We start from the raw sequence: 13,149 nt of genomic DNA, 5'->3' as shown, positions 1-13,149 counted from the left end.
ACTTCCGCGTGAACTCCCAGATTAGGCAAGCCTGACCTTCGTGATCAAGCGCATCAAGGCGGGTTTGCCTAGGTGGACTTATTTAGGCCACACTGATGTTGTCTAAAACCGAGAGCCGAACGACGAGCGGGAGGGGGACACTGTGTCGGACCTGTCCGGTACGCCGGGTGCGCCCCGGCCCCTGAGTGGTCCCGACCACGGGACCCGTGCCCGCGTCGCCCGGCTCATCCTGGAGAAGGGTCCGATCACCGCCTCCGCACTGGGGGAACGGCTCGGACTCACCCCGGCGGCCATCCGCCGCCACCTCGACAACCTGACCGTCGAGGGCATGGTCGAGGCCCGTGACGCACGGCCCACGCACGGACGACGTCGGCGGGGCCGCCCCGCCCGCGTCTTCGCCATCACCGAGGCCGGGCGTGACGCCTTCGTCCACGCCTACGACGATCTCGCCTCCAACGCCCTGCGCTTCCTGGCGCGGACCTCCGGTCCCGAGGCGGTCGGCGAGTTCGCCCGGAGTCAGGTCGCCGACCTGGAGCAGCGATACAAGCCCCTGCTGGACGCCGTACCCCAGGAACAGAGGGTCCGGCTGCTGGCGGAGGCGCTCTCCAACGACGGCTACGCCGCCACCTCGGGCCAGGCGCCCGCGCCGGGTGGCGGCGACCAACTGTGCCAGCACCACTGCCCCGTCGCGCACGTGGCCGCCGAGTTCCCGCAGCTCTGTGAGGCCGAGATCGAGGCCTTCGCGCGGCTTCTGGGCACCCCGGTGCGCAGGTTGGCCACCATCGCCCACGGCGACGGTGTGTGCACCACGCACGTCACCCCACGGGGAGACGGGGCGAGCGGGGAGGACGGCACCCCCGCGTCCAAGAAGGCCATCCGCCAGCGGGCGGGCGGCTCAGTTCACCAGAAGGACGTCTGAGTCCAGGAGGAGTCCGCGCATGACTTCTGTCGCGCATCCCGAGCTCGAAGGGCTCGGAACATATGAGTACGGCTGGGCCGACTCCGACGCCGCCGGAGCCTCGGCCCGTCGTGGCCTGAACGAAGAGGTCGTCCGGGACATCTCGGACAAGAAGAGCGAGCCGGAGTGGATGACCAAGCTCCGCCTCAAGTCGCTGAAGCTCTTCGACAAGAAGCCCATGCCCGACTGGGGCGCGGACCTGTCCAAGATCGACTTCGACAACATCAAGTACTTCGTGCGGTCCACGGAGAAGCAGGCCACCTCCTGGGAGGACCTGCCCGAGGACATCAAGAACACGTACGACAGGCTGGGCATCCCCGAGGCGGAGAAGCAGCGCCTGGTCGCCGGTGTCGCCGCCCAGTACGAGTCCGAGGTCGTCTACCACCAGATCCGCGAGGACCTGGAGGAGCAGGGTGTCATCTTCCTGGACACCGACACCGCCCTCAAGGAGCACCCGGAGATCTTCGAGGAGTACTTCGGCTCCGTCATCCCGGCCGGTGACAACAAGTTCGCCGCGCTGAACACCGCCGTGTGGAGCGGCGGGTCGTTCATCTACGTGCCCAAGAACGTGCACGTGGAGATCCCGCTCCAGGCCTACTTCCGGATCAACACCGAGAACATGGGCCAGTTCGAGCGGACGCTGATCATCGTCGACGAGGGCGCCTACGTCCACTACGTCGAGGGCTGCACCGCGCCGATCTACAAGTCGGACTCGCTGCACTCCGCGGTCGTCGAGATCATCGTCAAGAAGAACGCCCGCTGCCGTTACACGACCATCCAGAACTGGTCGAACAACGTCTTCAACCTGGTCACCAAGCGCGCCATCGCCGAAGAGGGCGCGACCATGGAGTGGGTCGACGGCAACATCGGCTCCCAGGTCACCATGAAGTACCCGGCCGTCTACCTGATGGGCGAGCACGCCAAGGGTGAGACCCTCTCGATCGCCTTCGCGGGTGAGGGCCAGCACCAGGACACCGGCGCCAAGATGGTGCACTGCGCGCCCAACACGTCCTCCAAGGTCGTCTCCAAGTCGGTGGCGCGCGGCGGCGGCCGCTCCTCCTACCGCGGCCTGATCCAGGTCCAGGAGGGCGCCCACCTCGCCAAGTCCTCGGTGGAGTGCGACGCGCTGCTGATCGACACCATCAGCCGCTCCGACACCTACCCCTACAACGACCTGCGCGAGGACGACACCGAGCTCGCGCACGAGGCCACCGTCTCCAAGGTCAGCGAGGACCAGCTCTTCTACCTGATGAGTCGGGGGATGGGCGAGGAGGAGGCCATGGCCATGGTCGTCCGAGGTTTCGTGGAGCCCATCGCACGGGAGCTCCCGATGGAGTACGCACTGGAGCTCAACCGTCTGATCGAGCTCCAGATGGAAGGATCGGTGGGATAAGTTGACGACCGCGAACACAGAGCCCAAGGCGCACAGCCACGGGCTGGGGCAGATCCCTGTCTCCAAGCTCGACACGCACGGCTCCAAGGACGTGGACGCCTTCCCCGTCCCGAACGGGCGTGAGGAGGAGTGGCGGTTCACGCCGCTGCGCCGCCTCAAGGGGCTGCACGACTGGAAGGGTGTCGCCGACGGCACCGACGAGGTCGCCGTGGACGCCCCCGAGGGCGTCACCGTCGAGACGGTCGGCCGTGACGACGAGCGGCTGGGCAGGGCGGGCCTGCCCGTCAACCGCGTGATCGCCCAGGCGTACACGTCGTTCGAGAAGGCCACGGTCGTCACCGTGCCGCAGGCGCTGGCCGCCGACAAGGCGATCACCATCGACCGCAAGGGCCTGGGCGGCACCGCCTTCGAGCAGCTGCTCATCGACGTCAAGCCGCTGGCCGAGGCCACCGTGATCATCACGAACACTGGCACCGGTGTCCGCGCGGGCAGCCTCGACGTCCACGTCGGCGAGGGCGCCAAGCTCACGCTGATCTCCCTCCAGGAGTGGGACGACGACGCCGTCGAGGTCAGCCAGCACAACGCCCGGGTCGGCAAGGACGCCAGCCTCCGGTCGATCGTGATCACCCTCGGCGGTGACGTGGTCCGCCTGTCGCCGCGCGTGTCCTACGACGACCGGGGCGGCAACGCCGAGCTCTACGGGCTCTACTTCGCCGGTGACGGTCAGCACCACGAGCACCGCTCGCTGATCGACCACAACGTGTCCAACACCCGCTCGCGGGTGGACTACAAGGGCGCGCTGAGCGGCAAGGACGCCCACGCGGTCTGGATCGGTGACGTGATCATCGGCGAGGGGACCACCGGTACGGACTCCTACGAGAACAACCGGAACCTCCAGCTCACCGACGACACCCGTGTGGACTCCGTGCCCAACCTGGAGATCTTCACCGGTGAGGTCGCGGGCGCCGGGCACGCCAGCGCCAGCGGGCGGCTCGACGACATCCACCTCTTCTACCTGCGTTCTCGCGGTATCCCGGAGGAGGAGGCCCGTCGCCTCATCATCCGCGGCTACTTCCTGGACATCGTCAACCGCATCGACGACCAGGACCTGCGCGACCACGTCATGGAGAAGGTCGAGCGGAAGCTCTCCGCGCATGAGTGAGCAGGGCGGTTGGGTCAAGGTCGCCGAACTCGACGAGATCCCCGAGGAAGGTGTCCTGGGGATCGAGACCGACGACGAGACCCCCATCGCGCTGGTGCGCACCGAGGGCGAGCTCTACGCGCTGCGGGACGTGTGCTCGCACGCGGAGGTCCGCCTCTCGGAGGGCGAGGTCGAGGACGGCACCATCGAGTGCTGGCTCCACGGCTCGTGCTTCGACCTGCGCTCGGGAGCGCCGGTCAACCCGCCCGCGACCCAGCCGGTCCCCACCTACGACGTGAAGATCGACGGCGACGACGTGCTCGTGTCGCTGGATGACAAGAATTCCTGAGGCCTGAAATGACGAAGTTCGAAATCCGCGGTCTGCGCGCCGACGTCCTCATCAACGAGGACGAGCGGCAGGAGATCCTCAAGGGCGTTGACCTCACCATCAACTCCGGTGAGACCCACGCCATCATGGGCCCCAACGGCTCCGGCAAGTCCACCCTCGCCTACGCGATCGCGGGCCACCCGCGCTACGAGATCACCGAGGGCGAGGTCCTCCTCGACGGCGAGAACATCCTCGAGATGGAGGTGGACGAGCGGGCCCGCGCCGGCGTCTTCCTCGCCATGCAGTACCCGGTCGAGGTCCCGGGCGTGTCCATGTCCAACTTCCTGCGCAGCTCCGTCAGCGCGGTGCGCGGCGAGGCGCCCAAGCTCCGCCAGTTCTCCAAGGAGCTCCAGGGCGCGATGAAGGACCTGTCCATCGACTCGTCCTTCGCCGCCCGCGGCGTGAACGAGGGCTTCTCCGGCGGTGAGAAGAAGCGCCACGAGATCCTCCAGCTGGAGCTGCTCAAGCCCAAGGTCGCCATCCTGGACGAGACCGACTCCGGCCTGGACGTCGACGCGCTCAAGATCGTCTCCGAGGGCATCAACCGTGCCCAGGAGAGCAACGACCTCGGCGTCATGCTCATCACCCACTACACCCGCATCCTGAAGTACGTGCAGCCCGACTTCGTGCACGTCTTCTCCGGCGGCCGCATCGCCGAGTCCGGCGGTTCGGAGCTGGCCGACGTCCTCGAGTCCGAGGGCTACGAGCGGTTCGTGAAGGCGGGCGCGTAACCATGACCCTCCGCGAGCCCGGTCAGCCCGACACGGCTCCGCTCGACACGAAGGCGATCCGGGAGGACTTTCCGATCCTCTCCCGGACCGTCCGTGACGAGCGCCCGCTGGTGTACCTCGACTCCGGGGCGACCTCGCAGAAACCGCGCCAGGTGCTGGACGCCGAGCGCGGGTTCTACGAACGCCACAACGCGGCGGTGCACCGTGGGGCGCACCAGCTCGCGGAGGAGGCCACCGACGCCTACGAGTCGGCGCGGGAGACGATCGCCAGGTTCGTCGGCGCCGACTCCGACGAGGTGGTCTTCACCAAGAACGCCACCGAGGCGGTGAACCTGGTCGCGTACGCGATGAGCAACGCCGCCACGGCCGAGGAGGGCCTGCGCCGCTTCCAGGTCGGTCCCGGCGACGAGATCGTCGTGACCGAGATGGAGCACCACGCCAACCTGGTGCCCTGGCAGCAGCTCTGCCAGCGCACCGGCGCGACGCTGCGCTGGTTCCCGGTGACCGACGAGGGCCGGCTGGACCTGTCGGACCTGGCCGAACTGGTCAACGAGCGCACGAAGCTGGTGGCGTTCGCGCACCAGTCCAACGTGCTCGGGACCGTGAACCCGGTGGCCACGATCACCGCGCGGGCCCGGGAGGTCGGCGCGCTGGTGCTGCTGGACGCCTGCCAGTCGGTGCCGCACATGCCGGTGGACGTCCGTGAACTCGACGTGGACTTCCTGGCCTTCTCGGGGCACAAGATGCTCGGTCCCAACGGGATCGGCGTGCTCTGGGGTCGCCGGGAGCTGCTCGCCGCCATGCCGCCGTTCATCAGCGGTGGTTCGATGATCGGCGTCGTGCACATGAGCCACTCGACCTGGGCGGACCCGCCGCAGCGCTTCGAGGCCGGTGTGCCGATGGCCCCGCAGGCCGTCGGCCTGGCCGCGGCCTGTGACTACCTCTCCGAGGTGGGCATGGACCGGGTCGCCGCGCACGAGCACAGGCTCACCGAGTACGCGCTCAAGCAGGTCGGCGCGGTCGAGGGCGTGCGGATCGTGGGCCCGACCGAGGCGGTCGACCGGGGCGGCGCGGTGTCGTTCGTGGTGGACGACATCCACCCGCACGACCTCGGGCAGGTCCTGGACGACAGGGGCGTCGAGGTCCGGGTCGGTCACCACTGTGCCTGGCCCCTGCACCGCAAGCTCGGTATCGTCGCGACCACACGCGCGTCCTTCTACCTCTACAACACGTTGGAGGACGTGGACGCGCTGGTGGAGGCCATCCGGGCCGCCCAGAGGTTCTTCGGGACCAGGGCCTAGGAACGGTTCGGTGAACTACTGGGGGTGTTCTTCCGGTCGGGCGCCGGGGAGGGTGTTGCAGGACGAGTCAAGCCGCCAGCGAGGAACGAGCCAGGCGTAGACGAGATCGAAGCATCCCTCCGCGAAGGCGCCGAGCACGGGCCGAAGCGAAGCGGAGGCCCAAAGAGAGCACTCCTAGTACGAGGATTCTGCCTGACCATGCAGTTGGACGCGATGTACCAGGAAATCATCCTGGACCACTACCGGAACCCGCACCACAAGGGGCTGCGCGATCCGTACAACGCCGAGGCGCACCACATCAACCCCACCTGTGGGGACGAGGTGACGCTCCGGGTGACGCTGACCCCCGACTCCGGTTCGGAGCTGGACGAGAGAGCCGTCGTCAGCGACGTCTCCTACGAGGGGATGGGCTGCTCGATCAGCCAGGCCAGCACCTCGGTGCTGACCGACCTGCTCATCGGCAGGACGGTGGCCGAGGGGATGACGACCCTGGACGCGTTCACCGAGCTGATGCAGTCCAAGGGCAAGGGTGAGCCGGACGAGGACGTGCTGGAGGACGCCGTGGCGTTCGTCGGTGTGTCCAAGTACCCGGCTCGGATCAAGTGCGCCCTGCTGGGGTGGATGGCCTGGAAGGACGCGGTGTCGCAGTCCTTGGAGAAGGAAGGCGCCTGAATGAGCGACAACGAGACCACGAAGACCGAGACCGCCGAGAAGCCCGAGGCCGCTCCGCTCTCTCCTGAGCAGGAGGCGCTGGCCGAGGAGATCGGAGAGGCGCTCAAGGACGTGATCGACCCGGAGCTCGGCGTGAACATCGTCGACCTGGGCCTGGTCTACGGGGTGAACCACGACGACGAGTCGATCACCCTGGACATGACCCTGACCAGTGCGGCGTGCCCGCTGACCGACGTGATCGAGGACCAGGCCAACAGTGCCCTGGACGAGTTCGAGCGCGAAGTGAAGATCAACTGGGTCTGGATGCCGCCGTGGGGTCCGGACAAGATCACCGACGACGGCCGGGACCAGCTGCGCATGCTGGGCTTCAACGTCTGATCCGACCCTGTCGGAGCGCGGGCCGGGACCCCTGGGGGTTCCGGCCCCGTCGTGTGTCCGGGGTCGCTGGCCCCGCCCCGGGCTCAGCACTGGTGCCGGTCGAGCCCGGCCATCTCCTGGACCTCGTGTGCGACGTCGTGCGGAGTGCGTGCCGGTCTTCTGAAGGGGATGCGGACGTCGTGATCGCCGTCCGGACCCTCCAGTCGCAGCCGCAGCCCGTGCCGGTCCACGCCGAGCGGGCGGGGCCGCCCCGGCGGGAGCGGGGAGCCGCAGTGGGCGACCAGCGCCCAGAGCACGTCGGGGTGGTCGTCCTCCAGATGGCGCAGCCAGGGACCCTCCCAGCGGCCGAAGGGGTCGGCCGCCGCGTCCGTGAACTCCTCCGGGTGCAGCAGGTGGCAGCCGTCGTGGTCGGAGTGGATGATCAGGTGGGGGTCCATGACGATCAGGGTGCGGCCGTGGCCCAGGTCGAGCAGGCGTTCGTCCGGGTCGTCGACCAGGGCGGCGAGCGCGCGGTCACGGGCCTCGCGAGGGGAGGGGGCGCGCAGTTCGCCGCTGATCCACAGCAGGGAGCGGGTCGGATCGCGCAGGTCCACCGGGGCCGTGTCGGTGAACTCGACGGTGGCCTCCAGCACCCCCTCACCGATCTCGGCCAGGACGCGGTGCTGGTCGGGGACCAGCAGCGTGACCTCGCCCTGGAAGGTGGTGTGGCAGACGGCTCCGGTCAGGTGCAGGGAGACGTCCGCACTGGTGACCGTGGCCGGGTTGGGGCGGGAGAGGACGGAGCGCGCCCGTTCGGCGGGGGAGGGCGTGAGGGAGTTCGGGTACGACAGCAGGAGGACCACCTCAAATCAATTAGGTAAGGCTAACCTACATCCTCCGGCTTCGGTTCGGTACCCCTCCCGCGCCAACGACGAGGGGCCGCACCGGAACGTGTCCGGTGCGGCCCCTCCTGACCAGGTATCTAGTGTGTGGCGAACATGGCCGAGCGCAGCTCCCCGGCGATGTCCTCGTCCCCGCGCATGGACAGCGCCTCCAACAGCGCCTGCGGGTCCGACAGCGACTCGTCGCCGTTGTCGGTGATCCGACGCGACAGGATCCTGAGCGCTTCCTCCGTGGCGGCCGGGGCGGTGTACCCGATCAGGTGCAGCGCACGCGCGGCCGGAGGGTGACCGCTGAGGTCCCCGGCGGGCAGCTTGCGCGCGTCCAGACGGTCGCCGGAGACCGTGATGAACATGCGGTCACCCGGCTGGGCCGCCTGGCGGCGCAGCAGCGGACGAAGGGAGTCGAAGGCGGGCTGGTCGCGCCAGACCAGCACGAGCAGGTCGGCGCCGGGAGCGGTGAGGCACAGCAACCGGCCGGGCTGCAACCCCAGATGGGTGGCGTATCCGGTGGGCACGGCCACCGGCGCGCCGTTGAGGTGGTCCGCGGTGATGTCGATGCGGTGCCACCAGCGGCCGTCCGGGGCCCGGAAGCAGCGCGCGGAGGCGGCCGGGTCGCTCGCCCCGGGGCGGACCGGTGCGGCGTGCCCCGGGTGCCCCGGGTGGGCCGGGTGCGCCGGGTGAGCCAGGGGCGGGACCGGCGGCGGGGCCAACGGGACGGACGGGAGGCCGGGCACGAACCCGCCCTGCTCGGGTTCGGGTCTGTGGTGGTGGATGTGTTCGGGGGCGTGGGTCGCGGGCTCGGGACCCGGCTGGCCGTCGGGGCGGCGCCGGATCGGGAGGCCGTTCTCGGTGGTGGCGCCGGACCCCTCGGTGGAGTGGCCGTCGCCAGGGGCCTCCATGGGGACGGAGGTGTCCACGTACACCTGGCCGTCGCGCAGGCTCACACCGGGGGTGCTCAGCAGCCAGGCGCGCAGCTCCTGCTGGCGGATACCGATCCGGCCCAGGCGGATGCCCGCCTCGGTCAGGTTGGGCGCGTCGCCCAGCAGCTCACGGGTCTGCCAGCGCAGCTTGTTGGGGTCGTCGGCGATAAGCCAGCCGTTGTGCATCCGCCGGTCGGTGAACAGCGTGATGATCACGCGCCACAGCGGCGTGTGCAGCGTGGGCACGTCCACCGGGTGGTCGGGGTGCGCGTTGATGAGCCGGTCGATGGTGGTCGCCGAACCGAGCTGCTCGGAGAGTTCGCGCAGGTGCCTGGTGATGGCGGCGCCCTCGGGGGAGCCCAGCCAGCGCAGGAGGCGTTCCTCCACCTTGCGTTGAGCTCCGCGTATCTCGGTCACGTCCACCGAGATCTGTTCGGAGAGCACGCGGATGCTGATGGGGTCGGTGGCGAAGAGCCGTTCGGCGGCCACCGTCCGCTCCAGCTCGGGCCAGGAACGGAACATCTCCTCGACCTGGTCCACCAACGGGTGCTGGCCCAGGACGGGTGCCGGGGGCTCCTCCACCCGTTCGGGGGAGGGGGCCTTGGTGCGGCTGAAGCTGGGGCGGCGCAGAGTGCGTCCGGGGCCCAGGAGCGAACTGCGGAACTGCGAACGCAGGTCACCGACACCGCTGGTCGTGGGGGCGGCCGCCTCGCTGCTCACCGCCTCGGCGCTCAGGACCGAGCCGGGGATCATCGCCGCCGAGCTGACCATGCCGCCGACCGCTGCCGGGGCCTCGGCCACGGGGGCGGGCCGCTGCTCGACGTGTTCGGCGGAGGGCTGCTCCTGGTCCCGCTGGGCGCGCAGGGCACGCAGGGTCCGGATCGCGCGGGTGGCCGGGGTCTGCGGCGGGTTCGCCGGGTCCTCGGAGTCGCCGTCCCCTTCCGGTGCGTCGCCGGTTCCGGTAGCGGTCTCCAGGTAGTCCAGCGCGCTGCGCACGTGTTCGGGAGCGGAGTCGGGCAGCCAGTGCGCGATGGTGCGCACGGCCTCCGTCATCAGCGCGGGGGAGGGGGTGGGGCCTCCGGGAAGCTCACAGCAGGGCTGGAGGGCACGCCAGGCGACGGTGCTCACGATGTCCAGGACACCGCAGCCCGGGAGCCGCCACTCGTGCATCTCCTGGGGGCTGGACGCGATGAGGCGGTCCCAGTCACCGGCGGTGGCGAAGACCGCGCCGCGGACCGGTTCGGCGAGGTCGGAGCAGTCCACGTGCTGGGTGCGCAGGCTCGGCAGGAACTCGGAGAGGGCGATGTGCCCCCAGTGTTCGACCGCGAGGCGGGCCAACCCGTTGGCGAGCCAGGGCGGACCGGCGATGTCCAGCACGCGGGTGACGGGCAGCGAGTGCCACCAGCCGTCGATGAGACGGTCGTGGTGGAGCAGGGGTGCCACGTCCGGCGATCTCGACCACCGCAGGGCGGGTGCGAGGTCGACGAGGCAGATCGGAGAGACGGCGTTCATCCGCTGGGGACCTCGACCTCCTGGTGTCTGCACGTGAATTGGGGAGGAACCGCACGGGCCTTCGGTTCGATGCACCACAGTACGCGCCCTTGACCCGGAGGAGGACGGATCTTGAACCGACTCGGTCGTTCCGCGTGGGGGCACGGCGGGCCGAGGGACAGGGGTGCCGTGAGCACTTCTCCGAGATCGTACGTGCCCCGGGCGCTCATGGGTAGTCCCAGGGTGACCGGGTCCACCGATACCCGGAGGTGACCTCGGCGTGTGATCACCGTGACAAAGGACATTCGCCCCGAGAGGCCAGCAAGTGCTGTGAGCTACCTCATATCGGGCTTTTGGCTCTTCTTGGGTGCTCCGGGCGTTGTTCCCAGGGTGCCCCGAAGCCCTGTGCGAGCCCGGCGCGCTGACGTTCGGCGCGGGTATGCTGGATGGGCACTGTCCTCGCCCGAGCGCCCCCCGGCCGGGTGCCCGCGACGCGGCTCACCTCGGGGCCGACGGTGCTCGGACATTCGGGCCAGCGGCACACCGCGACCCGCCCAAGACTTCCGTTCCCACGCACCCCGGCGCATGGCAGGCGCGGGGACGGTCGATCCGGATGATTGGTTGACGTGACAGACCTTGAGATGAATCCCCCCGCTGCTGCGCCCGCGGACAGACCGGAGCTCATCCGGTCCTACGTGGCGATCGGTGACAGCATCACAGAGGGGATGGAGGACGACAGCGGCCCCGGCGGCGAGTACCGGGGGTTCGCGGACCGCCTCGCCGAACACCTGGGCACGCTCTCCCCGGACTTCCGCTACGCCAACCTCGGCGTCCGAGGACGTCGGATGAAACACATCTTCGGTGAACAGCTCGAGCAGACCCTCGCCTGGAAGCCCGACCTCGTCACCGTACTCGCGGGAGGCAACGACGTCCTCCGCCCCGGCGGCGACCTCGACGAGCTGGCCGAGAAGTTCGAGTGGGGCGTGCGCCAGCTGCGCGACGCGGGCATCCGCGTGGTGATCCTCGCGGGCCACGACACCGGGTGGATCCCCGTTCTGCGCCTGTACCGGGGCCGGATCGCCGTGTTCAGCATGCACATGCGGGCCGTGGCCGAACGCACCGGGACCGAGATCGTCGACCTGTGGGCGCTCAACGCCCTCAACGACCCGCGGGCCTGGAGCGACGACCGGCTGCACCCCAACGGCGCCGGACACCAGATCGTCGCGGCGCGCGTCGCCGACCTGCTCGGACACCCGATGGGTCCGCCCGAGTCCTGGACCGACCCGTGGGCGACCCCGCCCCAGCAGCTGCCCCGCATCCTGCGTCGCAGGGAGGGCCGTCGCTGGGCCCGTCAGTACCTCGTACCGTGGCTGCGCCGCCGCGCGATGGGCCGTTCCTCCGGCGACGGCCTGCTGCCCCGCCGCCCCGAGCTGGACTACCTGCACGACGAGCAGACCCGCGACCAGCTGCGGGAGGAACTGCGCAGGAGCGGAGCGGACACGCACTACAACGACTACTCGGCGGACGACACGCCCCCGACCAGCAGCCCCTCGGGCACCAAGGGCCCCGAGCCCCTGCGCTGACCGCGCCGGATCCGCGCCCCCACCGTGGCCGCGCCCCCTGTTCCTCAGGGGTCGCGGCCACGGTGCCGTCACGGGTCGTCGGATCCGTCGGGAGCCCGGCGGTGGGAAAGCGGGGTCCCCGCTTCCCCGGGGTTCACTGGCGGGACAGCGACTGGATGAGGTCGCTGACGTGCACGACCCCCACGCACTGGCCGTACGGGTTCGTCACGATCAGGTCGTCGTAGACCCGTTCGCGGTCCTGCCCGGCCACCCGCAGGGCCGAGATCGCCGACATCCACGCGGGCACCGTCCGAGGCGACTCCGCCAGACGCAGGGCCGGGCGCTTGGCGTGCAGCGCGTGCCCGTACCGACCGGTCACCGACAGCAGGAACCGGGTCCGGTCGATCACCCCCATCGGCCGCTCCCGGTGGTCGATGAGGACCACGCTGTTGAGCGCGGTGTCGCCGGTGAACGCCTCCAGGACGTGCTCGCCCGTGGACTCGGCGTCGAAGTCCAGCGGAGGCACCATGAACTCGGTGACCCTGGGACCGGCGTCGGTGTCGGCCAGAGCGGTGGCGGCCGGTTCCGGCACCGGGTTCACCCGCTCGCCGGGCCGCCAGTCCGGTTCGGCGAAGAACGTACCGCTGCCCAGCCGCACTCCGCACTCGCGCAGGCGCACGATCTCCTCGCCCCGGGCCACACCGGAGGCCAACGCGTACACGCCGCTGCTGCGCCCGATCCGGGCCAGCCCGTCCACGATCCCCCCGTTGCGCTGGTCGCCCTCGATCCCCGACACCAGGACCGGGTCCAACCGGATCAGGAACGGGGTGGCCTCCACGACCAGATCCGGCCGGGCCATCGCGGTGCCGAAGCCGCAGCGGAACCCGAGGGAGCGCAGCCCCGAGACTGCCGTCAGCACGGAGGCCCGGGGCAGGTCCACCAGGTCCGCGGTGAGCATCAGGGTCACGTCGCGAGGGCGGCGGCCGTCCCGGCGCAGCGCACCGTCGATCAGCCCGGGCAGGTCGGTGCCGTCGACGAGCGCGGCCGAGGGCAGTGGCAGGACCAGCGGCAGCAGGCTCTCGACACCGGCCCCGGCACGCACCAGCGAGGCCAGCCACTCGGCCACCACCGCCGACCCGCCGCCCCTCCCGTCCGGGCGGCCCAACCCCGCCGGTACGGCGGCCACGACCTCCACGGCCACCACGGCGCCGGAGTCCAGGTCCACGACGGGGCGGAAGGCCGGACCGCGACGACGACCGGCCCGGCCGTCGTCGCCGGGACCCGGTGGGGCGTGTGGATGGGGCAGCGTGGACACGTCATCCATGGTCGCGCG

The 13,149-nt window shown here is 70.1% G+C and carries 12 protein-coding genes; 9 read left to right on the top strand and 3 right to left on the bottom strand.

The window, feature by feature from the left end; genetic code table 11:
- The first annotated feature begins 142 nt into the window (after positions 1-142).
- From BDW27_RS22675 to BDW27_RS22640, 8 genes are all read left to right on the top strand, one after another.
- On the top strand, positions 143-919 hold the full coding sequence (locus tag BDW27_RS22675) for a metalloregulator ArsR/SmtB family transcription factor (RefSeq protein WP_017545107.1): 777 nt from the start codon (positions 143-145) through the stop codon (positions 917-919).
- Between the two features lie 19 nt (positions 920-938).
- The gene (gene sufB / locus BDW27_RS22670; protein WP_017545106.1) at positions 939-2,351 is read left to right on the top strand and encodes a Fe-S cluster assembly protein SufB; all 1,413 of its coding nucleotides are present in this window, start codon (positions 939-941) and stop codon (positions 2,349-2,351) included.
- A gap of 1 nt (position 2,352) precedes the next feature.
- Positions 2,353-3,513, top strand: a complete 1,161-nt coding sequence (sufD, locus tag BDW27_RS22665) for a Fe-S cluster assembly protein SufD (protein WP_110051582.1) — start codon at positions 2,353-2,355, stop codon at positions 3,511-3,513.
- Positions 3,506-3,841 (top strand): non-heme iron oxygenase ferredoxin subunit, encoded by a 336-nt coding sequence (locus BDW27_RS22660; RefSeq protein WP_017545104.1) that lies wholly within the window; start codon positions 3,506-3,508, stop codon positions 3,839-3,841. Before sufD ends, BDW27_RS22660 begins: the two co-directional genes overlap by 8 nt.
- Positions 3,842-3,849: 8 nt before the next feature.
- Positions 3,850-4,611 carry a Fe-S cluster assembly ATPase SufC gene (sufC, locus tag BDW27_RS22655; protein WP_017545103.1) on the top strand — a complete coding sequence of 254 codons (762 nt, stop codon included), beginning with the start codon at positions 3,850-3,852 and terminating at the stop codon, positions 4,609-4,611.
- 2 nt (positions 4,612-4,613) lie between these two features.
- On the top strand, positions 4,614-5,912 hold the full coding sequence (locus tag BDW27_RS22650; RefSeq protein WP_110051580.1) for a cysteine desulfurase: 1,299 nt from the start codon (positions 4,614-4,616) through the stop codon (positions 5,910-5,912).
- A 198-nt stretch (positions 5,913-6,110) separates the two neighbouring features.
- Entirely contained in the window at positions 6,111-6,584 is a 474-nt protein-coding gene (gene sufU / locus BDW27_RS22645; protein WP_017545101.1) for a Fe-S cluster assembly sulfur transfer protein SufU, read from the top strand.
- Positions 6,585-6,962 (top strand): metal-sulfur cluster assembly factor, encoded by a 378-nt coding sequence (locus tag BDW27_RS22640; protein WP_017545100.1) that lies wholly within the window; start codon positions 6,585-6,587, stop codon positions 6,960-6,962. It begins immediately after the preceding gene.
- Between the two features lie 83 nt (positions 6,963-7,045).
- Here the strand turns inward: BDW27_RS22640 and BDW27_RS22635 are convergent, their stop codons facing one another.
- Complete coding sequence (locus BDW27_RS22635; protein WP_017545099.1) at positions 7,046-7,804, bottom strand: DUF2470 domain-containing protein; 759 nt, start codon at positions 7,802-7,804, stop codon at positions 7,046-7,048.
- A gap of 119 nt (positions 7,805-7,923) precedes the next feature.
- The gene (locus BDW27_RS22630) at positions 7,924-10,275 is read right to left on the bottom strand and encodes a hypothetical protein (protein ID WP_110051578.1); all 2,352 of its coding nucleotides are present in this window, start codon (positions 10,273-10,275) and stop codon (positions 7,924-7,926) included.
- Between the two features lie 620 nt (positions 10,276-10,895).
- Here BDW27_RS22630 and BDW27_RS22625 point away from each other — a divergent pair.
- Complete coding sequence (locus tag BDW27_RS22625; RefSeq protein WP_193374242.1) at positions 10,896-11,837, top strand: SGNH/GDSL hydrolase family protein; 942 nt, start codon at positions 10,896-10,898, stop codon at positions 11,835-11,837.
- A 133-nt stretch (positions 11,838-11,970) separates the two neighbouring features.
- On the opposite strand, the gene BDW27_RS22620 is transcribed toward BDW27_RS22625, so the two are convergent.
- The gene (locus BDW27_RS22620) at positions 11,971-13,140 is read right to left on the bottom strand and encodes an EAL domain-containing protein (RefSeq protein ID WP_233515889.1); all 1,170 of its coding nucleotides are present in this window, start codon (positions 13,138-13,140) and stop codon (positions 11,971-11,973) included.
- Positions 13,141-13,149 lie beyond the last annotated feature (9 nt).

The organism is Nocardiopsis sp. L17-MgMaSL7 (genome assembly GCF_003182025.1).
Lineage (GTDB): Bacteria > Actinomycetota > Actinomycetes > Streptosporangiales > Streptosporangiaceae > Nocardiopsis > Nocardiopsis prasina.
Note: the sequence above shows the minus strand (reverse complement) of the source record. Positions and strands in the feature narration are given on the sequence as shown.

Excerpts from the sequence above, each read along its gene's own strand:
- sufB (WP_017545106.1), top strand. The coding sequence starts at position 939 with ATGACTTCTGTCGCGCATCCCGAGCTCGAAGGGCTCGGAACATATGAG.
- BDW27_RS22625 (WP_193374242.1), top strand. The coding sequence starts at position 10,896 with ATGAATCCCCCCGCTGCTGCGCCCGCGGACAGACCGGAGCTCATCCGG.
- BDW27_RS22660 (WP_017545104.1), top strand. The coding sequence starts at position 3,506 with ATGAGTGAGCAGGGCGGTTGGGTCAAGGTCGCCGAACTCGACGAGATC.
- BDW27_RS22620 (WP_233515889.1), bottom strand. The coding sequence starts at position 13,140 with ATGGATGACGTGTCCACGCTGCCCCATCCACACGCCCCACCGGGTCCC.
- BDW27_RS22650 (WP_110051580.1), top strand. The coding sequence starts at position 4,614 with ATGACCCTCCGCGAGCCCGGTCAGCCCGACACGGCTCCGCTCGACACG.
- sufU (WP_017545101.1), top strand. The coding sequence starts at position 6,111 with ATGCAGTTGGACGCGATGTACCAGGAAATCATCCTGGACCACTACCGG.
- BDW27_RS22630 (WP_110051578.1), bottom strand. The coding sequence starts at position 10,275 with ATGAACGCCGTCTCTCCGATCTGCCTCGTCGACCTCGCACCCGCCCTG.
- BDW27_RS22640 (WP_017545100.1), top strand. The coding sequence starts at position 6,585 with ATGAGCGACAACGAGACCACGAAGACCGAGACCGCCGAGAAGCCCGAG.
- sufC (WP_017545103.1), top strand. The coding sequence starts at position 3,850 with ATGACGAAGTTCGAAATCCGCGGTCTGCGCGCCGACGTCCTCATCAAC.